Origin of the sequence: Aromatoleum toluolicum (assembly GCF_012911005.2) — a bacterium.
GTDB lineage: Bacteria > Pseudomonadota > Gammaproteobacteria > Burkholderiales > Rhodocyclaceae > Aromatoleum > Aromatoleum toluolicum.
Genome location: NZ_WTVS01000089.1, coordinates 1 through 17,715 on the forward strand (window position 1 = coordinate 1; position 17,715 = coordinate 17,715).

Sequence of the window (17,715 nt, forward strand, 5' to 3'; positions counted from 1 at the left end):
GCGTGGGGGTCGGCTGCGGGGCGTGCGGTGCGAAGGTGTCCTGCCAGGCTGCGTACAGCGCGCCGGCCAGGACCGGGACGAGCACCAGGACTCCCAGCGCGAACGGCAGCATGGCGAACCAGGTCAGCAGGTAGATCACGAAGCCGAGGACGATGAAGCTGCCGAGATTGGAGATGCACGCGCGCAGCGAGAGTTTCATCGCATCGAGCGGCGAGACGTTCTGCAGCACGACCAGCGGCGGGGCGAACCACAGCGCCATCAACAGCAGGATCAGCAGGACGGGCCACAGCGCGGCTGACAGCAGGGCGACGCCACTGGCGAGGCCGATGCTGCCGAGCAGGCCGACGAGCATTCCGGTCACCGCGGCGCTGCTGCCGACGAGCACCGCGACCAGCGCGGCGGCGAGTCCGCCGAGCACATAGAAGAAGCCGACCATCAGAAGGTTGCCCGAATGCCGGCGTGCGCCTTCGAAGAGATGGCCGACACGCAGCGGCTCGCCCTGGTGCTGCGCGTGCACGCCGGTGACCATGCCGGCGACGAGCATCGGGAACACCAGCTGGAGGACCAGCGGGGCGAGCAGCGGGCCGAAGGTCGGAATGAAGCCCACCGCGGCAGCAAGCGCGAACAGCACGGCGATCAGCACCAGCGTCTGCAGGATCCAGGTGCCGGGGTTGGCGATGAAGGTCTTCCAGCCCGCGGCGATCCATCTGAGCGTGTCCGCTGGGGTGACGTGGCCCGGCGGCGGAAGGGGGTGCCGGCGGTGCGATGCGGCGTGATCGGTCGTGTGCGGATCGTTCATCGTTCAGAGCGGCAGCGGTGGGGTTGCGGCGATGCGCAGGCGCAGGATGTCGCGATATTCGGCGGGCGGCTTCACGAGCACCATCTCGCCCGGCTTGGGCAGGTGGAAATCCTCGGCGCGCGACAGCCAGAAACGCAGCGCCGCGGCGCGCAGCAGCGCCGGCCAGTTCGCGCGTTCGGCGTCCGTGAACGGGCGCTCGGCGTGGTAGGCGGCGAGCAGGGCGGCCGTGCGCTGCGGGTCGAGTTCGCCGCCTGCGGTCGTGCACCAGTCGTTCACCGTCACGGCGACGTCGAAGAGCAGTGCGTCGTGGCCGGCGAAGTAGAAATCGATCACGCCGCCGATGTAGTCGCCGTCCCACAGCACGTTGTCGCGGAAGAGGTCGGCGTGGATCACGCCCTGCGGCAGGCTGGCGTAGTCCACCGCGGCCTGGAAGGCGAGTTCCGCATCGAGCAGGGCCTGCTCGTCCGCGGCCAGGAAGGGGCGCACGCGCGCGGCGGCGGCCGTGCGCCACGCCGCGCCGCGCGGATTGTCCTGGCGCCGGCCGTAGGACAGCCCGGCCAGATGCAGGCCCGCGAGCATCGCGCCAACGCGCTCGCAGTGCTGCGCCGTGGGGGCCATCTCGGATTTGCCCGACAGGCGCATCACCAGCGCGGCGGGGCGCTCCGACAGCGTGCCGAGGTATTCGTTGTCGCGGTCGGCGATCGGCCCCGGTACCGGCAGGCCGTGCCGCGCGAGGTGGGCCATGAGGTGCAGGAAATAAGGCAGTTCGGCGCGCGGGATCGCCTCGAACAGCGTCAGCACGTAGCGGCCGAGTGTGGTCGTGACGAAGAAGTTGCTGTTCTGCACGCCTGCCGAGATGCCCTGCAGGTCGACGAGGCGGCCAATGGCATAGCGGCCGAGCCAGCTCGACAGCGTCTCGGGGGCGACAGCGGTGAAAACGGACATGGCAGGGGAAGAGGGTGAGTCAGTGGCCCGCGGGCCGGGGTTGCATTACCAGGACTTGATCACCCACATCGGAACGGCGAGCGTCGGCAATACGTCCTGCCGCGTCATCACGCCGTTGCCTTCGGTGTCGATCAGGTAGTAGGGGACGCCGTGCGGTGGCGTGACCTTGAGCATGTAGAGCTTGCCGCGGATGCGGTACTCCTGAACCGTGTCCTCGCCACGCTTGACGATGCGGACTTCGGGATCCATCGACGGGTCGCTCGCCGGCATCGGCGGCGGTTCGGGAATCGGTTCGAGTTTCGGAGGCTGCTGGGCTGCAACCGGGGTTGCGAGGGCCATCAGCAGCACGATCAGGTTGCGACGCATGGTGCTCTCCTTGGATGGCGCGGATTCTAGCAGGGACCCGCGTTGTGCGTCCGTCATTACAGGTTGAGCAGCAGTTCGTGTTCCTCGGGCAGCGGCAGGAAGCCACGGTTTTCGTAGTGCTTGAAGATCGCCTCGACGACCTCTTCGGGCGTGTCGATGACCTGGATCAGATCGAGGTCCTCGGGGTTGATCATGCGTTCGGCGACCAGGCGCTCGCGGAACCAGTCGATCATGCCTTTCCAGAACGGACCGTGCACCAGGATGATCGGGATCTTGCGGCTCTTGCCGGTCTGGATCAGCGTCAGCGCTTCCATCAGCTCGTCCAGCGTGCCGAAGCCGCCCGGCATCACGACGTAGGCCGAGGCGAAGCGCACGAACATGAACTTGCGCGCGAAGAAGTGCTGGAAGGTCTGCGAGATGTCCTGATAGGGGTTGGAGCTCTGTTCCATCGGCAGCTGGATGTTGAGCCCGATCGACGGGCTTTTGCCGAAGTAGGCGCCCTTGTTCGCCGCTTCCATGATGCCGGGACCGCCGCCGGAGATCACCGCGAAGCCGGCGTCGGACAGCAGCCGGCTGATCTTCTCGGAGAGGATGTAGTACATGTGGTCGGGCGGGATGCGCGCGCTGCCGAAGATCGACACCGCGGGGCGGACCGAGTTGAGCCGTTCGGTCGCCTCGACGAACTCTGCCATAATTCCGAAGATCCGCCACGACTCGCGGGCGTTGAAGCGCTGCGTCGTGCTGCTCGGCGCGCTGGGAGGGACTTTCTCTTTCGCGGTCATGTTGTTCTCGTCTTGTCGTTCTGCCGGTCCGTGTGCCGGCTTCATCTGATTCCGGACTTCGCCCGGATCCCGCAAGGAAGTTTGTCCGATGCCCGTCCTGTTGCTCGTCGATGGTTCCAGCTATCTGTATCGCGCTTTTCACGCGCTGCCGGATCTGCGCAACTCGAAGGGCGAGCCGACAGGCGCGATTCGGGGTGTGTTGTCGATGCTACGTCGGCTCGAAAGCGACTACAAGGCCGAATTCCGCGCCTGTGTGTTCGACGCCAAGGGCAAGACCTTCCGCGACGACTGGTATCCGGAGTACAAGGCGCACCGCCCGCCCATGCCCGACGACCTGCGCGCGCAGATCGAGCCGCTGCACGAGGCCGTGCAGGCCGAAGGCTGGCCGCTCCTGGCGGTCGAGGGCGTCGAGGCCGACGACGTGATCGGCACGCTGACGCGCCAGGCGCTCGAGCGTGGCTGGGAGGTGGTGATCTCGACCGGCGACAAGGACCTGACCCAGCTCGTGCGCCCCGGCGTGAAGTGGGTGAACACGATGAGCGAGGAGGTGCTCGACGAGGCGGGGGTGGAGGAGAAATTCGGCGTTCCGCCCGAGCGCATCATCGATTACCTCGCGCTGGTCGGCGACACCGTCGACAACGTGCCGGGCGTCGAGAAGTGCGGTCCGAAGACCGCGGTGAAGTGGCTCACGGAGTACGGCACGCTCGACAACCTCGTCGCCAATGCCGACAAGGTCGGCGGCAAGGTCGGCGAGAATCTGAGGAAGCACCTCGACTTCCTGCCCCTGGGGAAGAAGCTCGTGACGGTGGCTACCGACGTCGCGCTGCCGGTCGCGCTCGACGATCTGCCGGCGCGCGAGGACGACAAAGCCGCGCTGCGCGCACTGTACGAGCGCTTCGAATTCCGCGGCTGGCTGAAGGATCTGGACGGGCAGGGCGGCATGGCGACGACTCCCGCGGGCGCCGAAGCCGACGACCCGCCCGTCGCGCCGGGGGCGCATCGCGGCGGCTACACGGCGATCCTCGACTGGGCGGCGTTCGACGCCTGGCTCGCGCAGCTGGAGGCTGCCGCGCTCGTCGCCTTCGACACGGAAACCACCAGCCTGGATCCGATGGCGGCCCGCCTCGTCGGCATGTCCTTCGCGGTCGTCGCGGGCGAGGCGGCCTATCTGCCACTCGCGCACCGCGGGCCGGATGTCCCGGCGCAGCTGCCGCTCGACGAGGTGCTCGCACGCCTGCGGCCGTGGTTCGAATCTGCCCGGCATGCCAAGGTCGGCCAGAATCTCAAGTACGACGCGCACGTGCTGGCGAACCACGGCATCCGGCTGGCCGGCATCGCGCACGACACGCTGCTGCAGTCCTACGTGCTCGAGAGCGACAAGTCGCACGACATGGATTCGCTGGCGAAGCGCCACCTCGGCCTGACGACGATTCCCTATACCGACGTGTGCGGCAAGGGGGCGAAGCAGATCGGCTTCGACGAGGTCGCGCTCGAGCGTGCGACCGAATACGCCGCCGAGGACGCCGACATCACGCTGCGCCTGCATCAGGCACTTTGGCCGCAACTGGAGGCCGTGCCGGCGCTCGCGGCCTTGTACCGCGACATCGAACTGCCGGCGATGCAGGTGCTGCTGGAGATGGAGCGCACCGGCGTGCTGATCGATCCGTTTCTCCTCGCGCAACAGGGCGAGGAACTGGGGCGCCGCCTGATGGAGCTGGAGCGCGAAGCGCACAACCTGGCCGGCCAGCCCTTCAATCTCGGGTCCCCGAAGCAGCTGGGCGAGATCCTGTTCGGCAAGCTGGGCCTGCCGGTGGTGAAGAAGACCGCCACCGGCCAGCCCTCGACCGACGAGGAGGTGCTGCAGCAGCTCGCCGACGACTATCCGCTGCCCAAGCTGCTGCTCGAGCACCGCGGCTTCGCCAAGCTCAAGAGCACCTACGCGGACAAGCTGCCGCGCATGGTCAACGCGAAGACCGGGCGCGTGCATACGAGCTTCTCGCAGGCGGTCGCGGTCACGGGCCGGCTCGCGAGTTCGGACCCCAATCTGCAGAACATCCCGATCCGCACCGCCGAGGGACGGCGCATCCGCGCGGCCTTCATCGCGCCGCGCGATCATGTGATCGTGTCCGCCGACTATTCGCAGATCGAGCTGCGCATCATGGCCCACCTGTCGGGCGACGCGCGCCTGCTCGAGGCCTTCGCGCAGGGCGAGGACGTGCACCGCGCGACCGCGGCGGAGGTGTTCGGCGTGACGCCGGCGGAGGTCACGAGCGAGCAGCGCCGCTACGCCAAGGTGATCAACTTCGGCCTCATCTACGGCATGAGCGCGCACGGCCTGGCGAAGAACCTCGGCATTGACCGCGCCGCGGCGCAGGGCTGGATCGACCGCTACTTCGCGCGCTATCCCGGGGTGGCCACCTACATGGATCGGGTCAAGGCCGAGGCCAAGGAGCGCGGCTACGTCGAGACGGTGTTCGGTCGGCGTCTCCATCTGCCCGAGATCCGTGCCCAGCAGGTCGGTCGTCGTCAGGCCGCCGAGCGTGCGGCGATCAACGCCCCGATGCAGGGGACGGCGGCGGACCTGATCAAGAAGGCGATGATCGCCGTGCACGGCTGGCTCGCGTCCTCAGGCCTGAAGACGCGCCTGATCCTGCAGGTGCATGACGAACTGGTGCTGGAGGTGCCGCGCGACGAGCTCGAGCGCGTGCGCGCGGAACTGCCGGCGCAGATGTGCGGCGTCGCCGACCTGGCCGTGCCGCTGCTGGTCGAGGTCGGCGTCGGCGACAACTGGGACGAGGCCCACTGAGCGTCCGGCGCGAGCTTGCGCCGGACGGGTCGGCCGGCCTTACGCTCGATCGGTCGTCGCGCGGGCCAGCGCAGTCTCGGCGGCGCCGTGCGGCCGGGAGTCGTGCGGGGTGGTTTGAGCGGGCGAACCGCCCGCGCGCGCGGTCCACAGGTCCGCGTTGCGGATTCCCAGCTTCTCGGGCTCGAACACCGGATCCTTGCCCGCCTTCTTCTGCGCTTCGTAGTCGCGCAGCGCGACCAGTGCCGGCTTCTGCAGGATCAGGATTGCGATGATGTTGAGCCACGCCATGATGCCGACGCCGATGTCGCCGAGGTCCCACGCAGCGCTGGCGCTGCGCACCGAGCCGTAGGTCACCGCGGCCATCATCACGATGCGCAGCGCGAACACCAGCCACGGGCGATGCACCTTGCGGTTGATGTAGGCGAGATTGGTCTCGGCCATGTAGTAGTAGGCGACGATGGTCGTGAAGGCGAAGAACATCAGCGCCAGTGCGACGAAGCTCGCGCCGAAGCCCGGCATCACCGACTCGACGGCGGCCTGCGTATACGCAGCGCCGGTTTCGACGCCCGGCAGGTGATTGAGGATCATCGAACCATCCGGGTGCTTGACGTTGTACTTGCCGGTGGCGAGCAGCATGAACGCCGTCGCCGAGCACACCAGGAGCGTGTCGACATACACCGAGAAGGCCTGCACATAGCCCTGCTTGGCCGGATGCGACACTTCCGCCGCCGCCGCCGGGTGCGGCCCCGAACCCTGGCCAGCCTCGTTCGAATACACGCCGCGCTTGACGCCCCACTGCACCGCGAGGCCCAGCACCGCCCCGAAGCCGGCCTCGAAACCGAAGGCGCTCCTGAAGATCAGCGCGATCATGCCGGGCAGCTCCTGGATGTTCAGGAACACGATCACCAGTGCCATCAGGATGTAGGCGAGTGCCATGAAGGGCACGACGAACTCGGCGAAGTGCGCGATGCGCTTGACGCCGCCAAAGATGATGAAGCCCAGCGTGATCACCATGAGCGCCGCGCTGACCGCGGGATCGATCCCCCACGCATTCTGTACGCCCGAGGCGATGCTGTTGGCCTGTACGCCGGGCAGCAGCAGGCCCATCGCGATCGTCGTCGCGACGGCGAAGATCCACGCGTACCACCTTTGGCCCATCGCCTTCTCGATGTAGTAGGCGGGACCGCCGCGGTACTGGCCCTTGTCGTCCTTTTCCTTGTAGATCTGCGCCAGCGTCGATTCGATATAGGCGGTCGACGCGCCGAGGAAGGCGGTCATCCACATCCAGAACACCGCGCCGGGCCCGCCGAAGGTGATCGCGGTGGCGACCCCTGCGATGTTACCGGTGCCGACGCGCCCGGAAAGGGCCATCGCCAGGGCCTGGAACGAAGACACGCCGGCGTCCGAGCTCTTGCCCTGGAACATCAGGCGGATCATCTCGTTGAATCCGCGCACCTGCATGAAGCGCGTGCGGATCGAGAAGTACAGGCCAACGCCCAGGCACAGATAGACCAGTGCGGGGCTCCAGACGTAGCCGTTGATGGCTGAAATGAGTGCATCCATTGATTCGTCTCCTTGTGGGATGCGATTTCTCTGATTCATGGCGGCGCTACGTCGTGCCCCGGGGATCGCGGGGCGGGCAGCATCGGCTCGGGTAAGCCACGCCGGGTGGAAATCGCGCGGCGCGATGATACGCGATGTGTTACAGATCCGGGCTGCACTCCTGTCGGTGGTTGGCTCGGGGAGGGTATACTTCAAAGATTTTTCGCCATGCCTGCGCCGAAGAGTTTCCGAGTCTCGGCGCTATGACTTTTGAGGCTTCATCCTTGGCTCTGACCATCCTCGGCCTGTCCGGCGCCCTGACGCACGACCCCTCCGCCGCCCTGTACATAGACGGAAAGCTCGTCGCCGCGGCGGAAGAAGAGCGCTTCGTGCGCGACAAGCACGCCAAGAACCGCATGCCCTACGAGGCGGCGAAGTTCTGCCTCGAGTTCGCCGGCATCAAGCCGCAGGACGTCGACGCCGTCGCGATCCCGTTCGCGCCGATCAGCATCACCGAGCCGGCGCGCTGGCATTACGCGAAGCGCTACTGGTACGCCCCGGACCGCGGTCTCGACGCGATCCTGACGGGCAATCGTCGCTACTACCGCTACAAGAAACGCATCGAGTGGTGCCTCGCACAGCTCGGCTTCGACCTGAAGAAGACCGAAATCGTGCCGGTCGAGCACCACCTCGCGCACGCGTCGAGCGCCTACCACTGCTCGGGCTTCGAGGAGAAGACCGCGATCCTCGGCATCGACGGCAAGGGCGAGTACGCGACGACCTTCTTCGGTTACGGCGAGAACGGCAGGATCCACAAGATCAAGGAGTTCTACGACCCCGATTCGCTCGGGGGCCTGTACGGCGCGATCACTGAGTACCTCGGCTTCGAGATGCTCGACGGCGAGTACAAGGTCATGGGCATGGCGCCCTATGGCGATCCGGACAAGTACGATTTCTCGCGCTTGGCGAAGTTCGAGAACGGCGAGCTGGTGATCGACACCGATTACGCCAACGTGATCGGCTTCCGCCGCTACAAGGAAAACGGCAAGGGCTATTACTTCTCGCCCAAGCTGATCGACTGGCTGGGTCCCAAGCGCGCGGGTGACATCGCTGATGAGCCCTACATCCACTATGCCGCTAGCATGCAGAAGCTGTTCGAGGACCTCGCGCTGCAGATGATCGACCACTACCTTGGCGACATCCTGCGCGACACCGGGCGGTTGGCCTTCGCCGGCGGTGGTGCGTTGAACGTCAAGCTCAACCAGAAGATCATCGCGCGGCCCGACCTGCGCGAACTCTTCGTGCAGCCGGCTTCGGGCGACTCCGGAACAGCAGTGGGTGCGGCCTCCTACGTGTCGGTCGCGCGCGGCGTGCCGGTCGAGAAGATGGAGCACGTCTACCTCGGTCCGCGCTACGCCAACGAGGACGTGATCGCCGCGTGCGCGAAGCACCCGGCGAAGCCGACGTGGCAGCAGATTTCCGACGTTCCCGCGCGCATCGCGCAAGTCCTCGCGGACGGCAATCCGGTGGCGTGGTTCCAGGGGCGCATGGAGTTCGGGCCGCGCGCGCTCGGCGGGCGCTCCATCCTCGGCTGCCCCAGCGCTGCGGGCGTCGCCGACCGCATCAACGAGCAGATCAAGTTCCGCGAACGCTGGCGGCCGTTCTGCCCCAGCATGCTCGACACCGTCGGCCCGCAGATGCTGCAGACCGACCATCCCGCACCCTTCATGACTTTCACCTTCGAAGTCGCGGAGGAGTGGAAGAGCCGCGTGCCGGAGGTCGTGCACGAGGATGGCACCTCGCGCGCCCAGGTTCTGAAGCGCGAGTTCAACCCGCGTTACTACGACCTGATGAAGGAGCTGGAGAGGCTCACCGGCAACGGCGTCGTGCTCAACACCTCGCTCAACCGCCGCGGCGAACCGATGATCTGTTCGCCGACCGACGCGCTGAACATGTTCTTCGGCTCGGACCTGCAGTACCTGATCATGGAGGACGTGCTGGTCGTGAAGGAGGGCGCGGCCCTTGGCTGAACGCCGCATCCTGCAGTTCTGCCACTGCCACTACGGCCCGTTCGCTGATGTCGCGCGCCAGTATGCGGTGCTGTTCAAGGATTCGCCGTACAAGGTCACGACCGTCTACCTGACCGATCCGCCGAGCGACGAGGTCACGGCCCTGTCGGCGTCCGACGAGGTGATCTACCTCGACTACGACGGCGCCGACGTGCGTGGGCTCAAGCTCGACGCGATGCGCCGCGTGCGCGAGATCATCGCCGGGCGCGATTTCGCGCTGATCCTCGCGCACCGTTTCAAGCCCATCCACATCTCGTGCTGGGGGACGAAGCTCCCGGTGATCGGCGTGCATCATGCGTTCGGGGACTACGAGCGCCTGACGCACAAGCTTTTTGCGCGCTGGTTCGGCAAGCGCCTCGGCCTGCTGGGGGTGTCCGACGCGATCCGCGACGACATCCGCAGCGGCGTGCCGTCGTGGCCGGCCGATCGCATCGAGACGCTTCACAACCGCATCGACGTCGATGCGGTGCGCGCCGAAGTGCTCCCGCGCGAGGCCGCGCGCGAGCTGCTCGATCTGCCGCGCGATGCCTTCGTCGTCGGCAACGTCGGCCGGCTGCACCCGGACAAGGACCAGGCCACGCTGCTGCGCGGCTTCGCCCGCGCGCTGCCGGAGCTCCCCGGCGACGCGCTGCTGGCGATCCTCGGCACGGGTCGGCTGGAAGCATCGCTGCGGAAACTCGCCGGCGAACTGGGCATTGCCGAGCGGGTGCGCTTCCTCGGACAGGTGCCGAACGCACGGCGCGCCTTCTCGGCCTTCGACGTGTTCGCGCTGAGTTCCGACCACGAGCCCTTCGGCATGGTGCTGCTCGAGGCGATGGCCGCGCGCGTGCCGGTGATCGCGACCGACTGCGGTGGTGCGCCGGAAGTCGTCGGCGACGCCGGCACGCTCTTCCCGCTGGGCGACGCGGAAGCGCTCGCCCGCGGCCTAGTGGCCGGTGCGCGCATGCCCGCGGCGGAGCGCGAGGCGATCGTCGAACGCGGCATCGAGCGCCTGTACGCGTATTTCTCGGACGAGTCCGCGCGTCGCCGCTTCTTCGCGCTGCCGATGGTCAGGGCGGTGCTCGGCGAGCCGCAGTGGATGAGATGAGGATGCGATGAGCGCGCAACAGCCGTCGATCTGCTTCGTGATTCCCTATTTCGGCCGCTGGCCGTTCTGGATGCCCTTTTTTGTCGCGAGCTGCCGCGCCAATCCGACCGTGGATTGGCTGCTCTTCTCCGACTGCGGGCCGATTCCCGACTGCCCGCCCAATGTGCGCGTCGTGGCCACCTCCTACCAGGACTACTGCGCCCGCGTCGCCCGCGCGCTCGAGATCCCCTTCGCGCCGAAGAATCCCTACAAGCTGTGTGACGTGAAGCCGGCCTTCGGCTACATCCACGAGGACGAGCTGCGGGGCTACGATTTCTGGGCTTTCGGCGACCTGGATCTCGTGTGGGGCGACCTGCGTGCGTATTTCACGGCCGAGCGGCTGGCGCGTAAGGATCTTTTCGCGACCCACGCGCGGCGCATCTCGGGGCATTGCTGCCTGGTGAGGAATACGCGGGAAATGCGCGAGGCCTTCCGGCTGATGCGGAACTGGCAGCCACGCATGACCGACCAGCAGCACCATGCACTCGACGAAGGGGCGTTCAGCCGGATCTTCATCCGCTACAAGAATCTTCCCGACCGGCTCGCGCATCTGCCGCGCCTGCTCAACCCCTGGTATCGGCGCGCGGAATTCATCGAGGCTTTCAGCACGCCCGACGCGAAGGTCGCTTGGATCGATGGCGGTTTCGATTTTCCGCAGCGCTGGTTCTGGGACCGCGGCCGGCTGACCAACGATCGCGACGGCACCCGCGTCTTCGCCTACCTGCATTTCGTCGTGTGGAAGAAGCATGCCTGGAAAGACTTGTCGGTTCAGGATGCCGCCGCGCTCGCAGTCCTGGCCGCCTCCGGCCGGTGGGCCGTCGATGCACGGGGATTCCATCCGCTCGGCGAGGCCGCGGCATGAAGATCCTGCTGTTGGTCCAGCAGGAGCAGCGCGTCATCCTCGACCGCCTCTACGACGGCATCGCGGCGCACACGGACTGCGACCTGCGCTGGCTCGGCCGCGAAGACCAGGCGAACCTGCGGCGCTATTTCCGGCGCAACGTCCGCGTCGACGACTACGAGCGCATCGTGTTTTTCCTGCGCTTCAAGCAGGAGATCCGGCAGGTGCCGTTCATCCGCACCGTGCCGAACCTCGTGATCCTCGAGCACGACGCCTGCCAGAACTATTTCCCCGGCAAGTATCAGGGGAAGTTCAGCTGCCACTATGCGCAGCTGCCATGGGCGCGCGTGATTTCGTCCGGCTTCACGGTGTCGCAGCGCTTGCGCGAGGAAGGCTTCGACGCGGTGTTCGTGCCCAAGGGCTACGACCAGACGATGCTGCGCAACCTGGGACTGGAGCGCGACATCGAACTCGCGTTCGTCGGCAGCACCAAGAGTTCGGTGTATACGGGGCGCCGCCGGATGCTCGACGAGATCGCCGCGCGCGAGCAGCTTCTGATCACCCGGACGGCTTCCGGCGACGAGTATCTGCGCACGCTGAACCGCATCCGCTTCTTCGTCGGCGCCGATGCCGGGATCGGCGAGTACATGATCAAGAACTTCGAGGCGATGGCCTGCGGTTGCGTGCTGTGCGCGAACGATCAGGGCGCCGGGGAAAACGCCGCGCTGGGCTTCCGCGACATGGAAAACGTCGTGCTGTATCGCGATGCGGCGGAACTGAGCGCGAAGCTCGCCGTGCTGCGCGAGGACGCGGGCCTCGCCGCGCGGATTGCCGCAGCCGGACAGGCGCTGGCCGAGCGCGAATACCGTTTCGACCGTCTCGGCGAGAAGATTGCGCTGGCACTCGAGCCGCCGTTGCGCCCCAGGCCGCCGCTGGGCGTGATCGAGCGCTTCCGTCTGCAATTTGGCGTCTAAGGCGTCGCGATGCGCTTATACGGCTGCGGGATGCGAGCTGTCAGATGCGAGCTGTCAGATGCGAGTTTCTGCGCGCCGACTGGCCGAGACAACTTGGTGAGGATTGATGAGAAGGTATATCTGGAAACTTGTTCCGAAGCAGGCGCGTGAATCCATCCTCAACCGCCTGTCGGTCGTCGATCGGTCCGCGATCGACAAGATCCTGTCGGACAGTGCTCGCCTGCCGGTCGATTTCGAGCGCCATTCGTGCATTTTCATCCATGTGCCGAAGTGTGCCGGGAGCAGCGTGAAGCGGGCCCTGTTTCCGGCGAGGACGCACGGGCATATGCCCTTGTGGTTCTATGAAAGAAATTTTCCGGAATTCTTCGAACGGGCGTTCAAGTTCTGCTTCGTCAGGAATCCGCTCGACCGCGCGTACTCGGCTTACCAGTATCTGCGCTCCAATCAGGATATCCAGCGCGATCAGGCGGCGCGCCGCATGGTGATGCGCTACGACACCTTCGACGAATTCGTGCAGCAGTGGTTGTGCGAGGAAACCGCCCGAATGCAGATGCACTTCGCCCCGCAGTGGCAGTTCCTGTGCGATTCGCTGGGCCAGTTGCGCATCGACTTCATCGGCCGGCAGGAGACGATGGCCGCGGATTTTTTGCAGGTATGCACAAAGCTTGGAGTGGACGGCAAGTTGGATCAGACAAATGTCTCGCCACGTCAGTCGACGGAGCCGACATTTCAGGCGCGTACGATAGACCGCATCCGTCGCGTTTATGAACGCGACTACGAGTTGTTGGGTTACTGAGGCAAGCGGAATATGGCCATCAAGCTTTACTGGTGTCGGGGCAAGGGGCGGGATGATGCCGGGCAGCGGAATTTTGGCGATTACCTTTCGCCGCTGATCGTCGAGATGGCTGCGCGCAAGGCGGTCGAATATGCGCCCATCCACAAGGCCGACATGATGGCGATCGGCTCCATCATGAACCGAGAGCAGAAGGCGAAACGCTTCCTCGTGCCGCGCCGCCTGCACGTATGGGGGAGCGGCACGGATGCGCCGGAGCGGGTGTTTTCGGCGCGCCATCACTACCATGCCGTGCGCGGCCGTCTCACGCGCGAGCAGATAGAAGGGGGCGAGAGCCTTCAGAGGGTGGCGCTGGGGGATCCGGGGCTGCTCGCGGATCGTTGGTGGGAAGGCCGGCCTAAGCCCGCGAAGCGCTTCGCGCTCGGCTTCATCCCGCATTACGTGGATCAGACGGCCCCGATCGTCGAGCATGTCGGTGCGCTGCCCGGGGTGAAGGTCATCGACGTTTACTGGCCGGTCGAAGAGGTCCTCAAGACGATCCAGGAATGCCATTTGATCGTGTCGTCAAGCATGCATGGCCTGATCGTCGCTGACGCCTTCGGGGTTCCGAACCGGCGCATCGCGATCTCGCGCGGCATGATCTCCGACTACAAGTTTGCCGACTACTATTCGGCCTTCGGCATCGCCGAACCGGCCTGCCTCACTCCGGAAGACTTCCTCGCGAGCGCCACGCGCGCTTTCGAGACACTGGTCGGGGCGTGCGAGCGCCCCGGTATCGAGGGGATCAAGGACAATCTGTTGGCGGCGTTTCCGTTGCTTTGAGGGCTTCTTGCTAAATTTGGACTTGCGCGACGGCCGTGCAGCCTATTGGCTGGCGTCCGCAATACTTTTCGTTTTCTGTGTATCGTTCTACACGCCGATATCTTCCAAGGCGTCGAACAACGTCTTCTATATCGGCCTCGGACTTCCCGCGCTGGCATGGTGGCTGTCCCGGCCGCGCGCGGCGCTCGGCCTGTTTCGTGTCGCCCCCGCTTTCCTGGCGGCCTACGGTGCACTGGCCGCGTGGTTGGTCATTGCGGATCCGACATTCCTTAGGGATACGCTCTACATCGCAGCCCTTTTCGTCTGTTGTGCGATGCTGGAGCGCCATGGCTCCGGCGTGGCGCGCGCGTACACGGGTTTTGCGCTGGTCAGTATGGCGCTCTTCGCATTCGCGATATTGAAGTGGGCGCAACTCGCGTGGGTGCACCATTTCTGGGGACGCATCACGCTATGGGGGCAGGGTGAGAATCCGGTGTATGCGGGACTGCTGATCAGCAGCTCACTCGTGTTCCTGTGGCTCTTTCATGTCGAGCCGCGCCTCCGGGATCGGTCGCGTCCGGCTTATCTAGTCGCGCTGCTGGGGCTCGTCGCGCTGGGGGGGCTGTGCGCGGTCGTCTTTCAGGCGCGTTCGGCGCTGGTGGGGTTCGCCGCCTTTCTGGTCGTCTTACTTATCCAGCGGCGCCTCGTGGTCGTCGGCAGTCTGCTGGCGGTGGTTGCTGCCGTCGCGCTATGGGACTCGGGAGTCGCTGATGCATTGCTCGAACGCGGGGGGAGCTATCGGATCGAAATCTGGGGGGATGCGCTGCGCCGGCTCGAGTCCGAGTGCAGCTTGCTCGTCGGTTGCGGCAAGGACGACTATCGCTTCCTCGGACAGTTCTTCCATCCCCATAGCGCCTACGTGTCGATACTGTACGAGGCGGGCGCGATTGGCCTGGCGCTCTTCCTCGCGATGGCCCTCGCGTTTTTCGTTGCCGCGTGGCGGAGCCGTTCGCGCTGGATGCTGGTCGCTCTCGTCGGTTGGGCCGGCGTGGCGACGACGACGCCGGGAGTGATCGTTTCTCCGCGCACGCTGTGGGTGTTCTTCTGGATCCCGACGCTGATGGCGGTGCTCGAAAGCGGCCGACCGGCGCTGGAAGCCTACTACCGCACGCGGGACGAGATCAGCCGGCGCGGTTGAGGTTGGGCATGCGGGTCATGTGCTCCGGCTCGAGATGGATGCCGGAAGCCGCGTTGTAGTGCGTGAGGAAGCGCAGCGCGCCGACTTCGTTGATGAGGCGCGTATCGGCCTTGTAGCGGAACACGTGGCGGAAGTTGCGCACGCGCTTGTGGCGGCTGATCGGGGCGCGCTGCACGCTCATGTCGGAGACGTCGATCAGGCCGAATGCGCCGTCGGGCATGAGCAGGACGTTGCCCAGATGCAGGGAGCGGAAGTAGATGCCCTCGTCGTGGAGCCTGGCGATGAAGCCGGCAAGCCGCAGCAGCAGGGCCGCGCGCTCGTCCGTGCCCAGGCCGGGCAGCAGGCTGCGGACGGTGTCGCCGGGCAGGGGCCAGTAGCGCACGGCGGTCTTGCGTTCGCTGGCGAGATCGTAGGTCTCGAGCACCTGCGGACAGGGAATGCCGCGGGCGGCGAGGGCGTCGGCGTTGCGCCGGAAGCAGTCGGCGGGCGGAAAGAACAGCGCCGAGGACAGGAAGCGCTTGCGGCGGAAGAGCTTGAGGAAGGAGCCGTCGGCGAGGCGCAGGACCTTTTCGCCGCGCGGGTCGGCTTCGATGACCGTCGCGCCCTTGCGCAAGGCGGAAAAGGCTTCACGGTTGAGTGGGGTCACTGGGCGCTGCCGCGAGAATCAAAGGTACAATTTTAACCCGCATGTTGCAGTGCAGGCCGGTTTTTGCGGCAGTGCACGAATCCCCTTTCCGGAAGCTCCACAACTTGAAGCGCAATAAAGACACGCAGTCTGCTTCCAGCCTCAAGATCTATGTCCGCCTGCTGGGCTACGTGCGGCCCTATGTGCCGGCGTTCGCGCTCAGCATCGTCGGCTTCCTGATCTTCGCGTCGTCCCAGCCGATGCTCGCGGGCATCCTGAAGTACTTCGTCGATGGGCTGTCGAATCCCGATGCGGCGCTGTTCGCCGGCGTGCCGCTGCTCGAGTCGCTGCCGCTGATGAAGGCGGTGCCGGTGCTGATCGTCGCGATCGCGGTGTGGCAGGGCTTGGGCTCGTACCTGGGCAACTATTTCCTCGCCAAGGTCTCGCTGGGCCTCGTGCAGGATCTGCGCCTGGCGCTGTTCGACAGCCTGCTGCGCCTGCCAAACCGCTATTTCGACGAGACCAACTCCGGGCACCTGATCTCGCGCATCACGTTCAACGTGACGATGGTGACCGGCGCGGCGACCGACGCGATCAAGGTGGTGATCCGCGAGGGGCTGACGATCGTGTTCCTGTTCGGCTACCTGCTGTGGATGAACTGGAAGCTAACGCTGGTGATGCTCGCGATCCTGCCGGTGATCGGTGTGATGGTGACGAGCGCGAGCCGCAAGTTCCGCAAGCAGAGCAAGAAGATCCAGGCGGCGATGGGCGACGTGACGCACGTGGCGTCGGAAACGATCCACGGCTACCGCGTCGTGCGCAGCTTCGGCGGCGAGGCCTACGAGTCGCGGCGCTTCCGCGCGGCGAGCGAGGACAACACGCGCAAGCAGCTCAAGATGGTGAAGACCGGCGCGACCTACACGCCGATGCTGCAGCTGGTGAGCTACACGGCAATGTCGGTGCTGCTGTTCCTGGTGTTGTGGCTGCGCGGCGATTCGTCGGTGGGGGATCTGGTCGCCTACATCACCGCGGCCGGCCTGCTGCCGAAGCCGATCCGCCAGCTTTCGGAGGTCAGTTCCACGATCCAGAAAGGGGTCGCGGGAGCGGAGAGTATTTTCGAGCAGCTCGACACGCCGCCCGAGGAGGATCGTGGCACGGTCGCGCGCGAGCGTGTTGCCGGGCGGCTGGACGTGCGTCAGCTGAGCTTCCGCTATCCCGGCTCCGATCGTGTCGTGCTCGACGGCATCGACTTCTCCGTCGAGCCGGGGCAGATGGTGGCGCTGGTCGGGCGCTCGGGCAGCGGCAAGTCCACCCTCGCGAACCTGATCCCGCGCTTCTATCACCACGAGAGCGGGCAGATCCTGCTCGATGGCGTGGATGTCGAGGACTACACGCTGAAGAACCTGCGCCGCCACATCGCGCTGGTGACGCAGCAGGTGACCCTGTTCAACGACACCGTGGCGAACAACATCGCCTACGGGGATCTCGCCGGCGCGCCGCGCGCCACGGTCGAGGCTGCCGCGCAGGCGGCCTTCGCGGCGGAGTTCATCGAGCGCCTGCCGCAGGGCTACGACACCGAGATCGGAGAGAACGGCGTGATGCTGTCGGGCGGCCAGCGCCAGCGCCTGGCGATCGCGCGCGCGCTGCTGAAGGACGCGCCGGTGCTGATCCTCGACGAGGCGACCTCGGCGCTCGACACCGAGTCGGAGCGCCATATCCAGGCCGCGCTCGACCGCGTGATGAGCGGGCGCACGACGATCGTGATCGCGCACCGGCTATCGACGATCGAGAAGGCCGACGTGATCATGGTGATGGAGCAGGGCCGCATCGTCGAGCGCGGCACGCATCAGGAACTGCTCGCGCGCGACGGCGCGTATGCGCGGCTGCATGCGATGCAGTTCGCGGAGCAGGGGGAAGGGGCTGGTCTTACCCGCTAGTTGGCACGGCGGAGCTCCCTCCCAGTCAAGGGGGCGGAGGCGGGGTTTCGCGGAGCACCGCTTCGCGCAGCCGTAGCGGCGGAGCGAAGCGGAGACTCCCGGGCTGGGGTG

General features: G+C 66.1%; 16 protein-coding genes. 9 read left to right on the plus strand and 7 right to left on the minus strand.

From position 1 onward, the window contains the following. The 4 genes from GPA27_RS24985 to GPA27_RS25000 form a co-directional block, all read right to left on the minus strand. Positions 1-799, minus strand: a 799-nt coding sequence (locus GPA27_RS24985; RefSeq protein WP_169143144.1) for a BPSS1780 family membrane protein, incomplete at its 3' end; no start/stop codon positions are given. Positions 800-802: 3 nt separating this feature from the next. Further along, positions 803-1,744 (minus strand): homoserine kinase, encoded by a 942-nt coding sequence (locus GPA27_RS24990; RefSeq protein ID WP_169143145.1) that lies wholly within the window; start codon positions 1,742-1,744, stop codon positions 803-805. A gap of 45 nt (positions 1,745-1,789) precedes the next feature. Further along, positions 1,790-2,110: a DUF2782 domain-containing protein gene (locus GPA27_RS24995; RefSeq protein ID WP_169143146.1), complete on the minus strand. Its 321-nt coding sequence runs from the start codon at positions 2,108-2,110 to the stop codon at positions 1,790-1,792. A gap of 56 nt (positions 2,111-2,166) precedes the next feature. Next, positions 2,167-2,892, minus strand: a complete 726-nt coding sequence (locus GPA27_RS25000; protein WP_076603509.1) for an LOG family protein — start codon at positions 2,890-2,892, stop codon at positions 2,167-2,169. An 88-nt stretch (positions 2,893-2,980) separates the two neighbouring features. Here GPA27_RS25000 and polA point away from each other — a divergent pair, with 88 nt between their 5' ends. After that, entirely contained in the window at positions 2,981-5,698 is a 2,718-nt protein-coding gene (polA, locus tag GPA27_RS25005) for a DNA polymerase I (RefSeq protein WP_169143147.1), read from the plus strand. Between the two features lie 39 nt (positions 5,699-5,737). On the opposite strand, the gene GPA27_RS25010 is transcribed toward polA, so the two are convergent. Continuing rightward, positions 5,738-7,261, minus strand: a complete 1,524-nt coding sequence (locus GPA27_RS25010; RefSeq protein ID WP_169143148.1) for an alanine/glycine:cation symporter family protein — start codon at positions 7,259-7,261, stop codon at positions 5,738-5,740. 263 nt (positions 7,262-7,524) lie between these two features. On the opposite strand from GPA27_RS25010, the gene GPA27_RS25015 reads away from it, so the two are divergent. Genes GPA27_RS25015 through GPA27_RS25030 form a run of 4 tightly spaced genes read left to right on the plus strand, consistent with a single transcriptional unit; the run spans position 7,525 to position 12,250 of the window. Further along, positions 7,525-9,270, plus strand: coding sequence for a carbamoyltransferase family protein (locus GPA27_RS25015; protein WP_169143149.1), 1,746 nt, complete (start codon positions 7,525-7,527; stop codon positions 9,268-9,270). Continuing rightward, the gene (locus GPA27_RS25020; RefSeq protein ID WP_169143150.1) at positions 9,263-10,396 is read left to right on the plus strand and encodes a glycosyltransferase; all 1,134 of its coding nucleotides are present in this window, start codon (positions 9,263-9,265) and stop codon (positions 10,394-10,396) included. The genes GPA27_RS25015 and GPA27_RS25020 overlap by 8 nt, the downstream gene beginning before the upstream one ends. 7 nt (positions 10,397-10,403) lie before the next feature. Beyond that, the gene (locus GPA27_RS25025) at positions 10,404-11,297 is read left to right on the plus strand and encodes a DUF6625 family protein (protein ID WP_169143151.1); all 894 of its coding nucleotides are present in this window, start codon (positions 10,404-10,406) and stop codon (positions 11,295-11,297) included. Beyond that, complete coding sequence (locus GPA27_RS25030; protein ID WP_169143152.1) at positions 11,294-12,250, plus strand: glycosyltransferase family protein; 957 nt, start codon at positions 11,294-11,296, stop codon at positions 12,248-12,250. The genes GPA27_RS25025 and GPA27_RS25030 overlap by 4 nt, the downstream gene beginning before the upstream one ends. A 40-nt stretch (positions 12,251-12,290) precedes the next feature. Here the strand turns inward: GPA27_RS25030 and GPA27_RS25035 are convergent, their stop codons facing one another. After that, a complete protein-coding gene (locus GPA27_RS25035; RefSeq protein WP_256223113.1) occupies positions 12,291-12,494 on the minus strand; it encodes a hypothetical protein in 204 nt (67 codons plus the stop codon). Positions 12,495-12,536: 42 nt separating this feature from the next. Between GPA27_RS25035 and GPA27_RS25040 the strand changes: the two genes are divergently transcribed. Genes GPA27_RS25040 through GPA27_RS25050 form a run of 3 tightly spaced genes read left to right on the plus strand, consistent with a single transcriptional unit; the run spans position 12,537 to position 15,042 of the window. After that, a complete protein-coding gene (locus tag GPA27_RS25040; protein WP_256223114.1) occupies positions 12,537-13,046 on the plus strand; it encodes a sulfotransferase family 2 domain-containing protein in 510 nt (169 codons plus the stop codon). Between the two features lie 12 nt (positions 13,047-13,058). Beyond that, positions 13,059-13,865 (plus strand): polysaccharide pyruvyl transferase family protein, encoded by an 807-nt coding sequence (locus GPA27_RS25045; protein WP_169143154.1) that lies wholly within the window; start codon positions 13,059-13,061, stop codon positions 13,863-13,865. 7 nt (positions 13,866-13,872) lie between these two features. Continuing rightward, a complete protein-coding gene (locus GPA27_RS25050) occupies positions 13,873-15,042 on the plus strand; it encodes a hypothetical protein (protein ID WP_246261462.1) in 1,170 nt (389 codons plus the stop codon). Here the strand turns inward: GPA27_RS25050 and GPA27_RS25055 are convergent. Then, positions 15,026-15,688 carry a BUD32 family EKC/KEOPS complex subunit gene (locus GPA27_RS25055; protein WP_211165228.1) on the minus strand — a complete coding sequence of 221 codons (663 nt, stop codon included), beginning with the start codon at positions 15,686-15,688 and terminating at the stop codon, positions 15,026-15,028. The genes GPA27_RS25050 and GPA27_RS25055 overlap by 17 nt on opposite strands. 41 nt (positions 15,689-15,729) lie before the next feature. Here GPA27_RS25055 and msbA point away from each other — a divergent pair, with 41 nt between their 5' ends. Next, entirely contained in the window at positions 15,730-17,604 is a 1,875-nt protein-coding gene (gene msbA, locus GPA27_RS25060) for a lipid A export permease/ATP-binding protein MsbA (protein WP_169143155.1), read from the plus strand. The last annotated feature ends 111 nt before the right edge of the window (positions 17,605-17,715 follow it).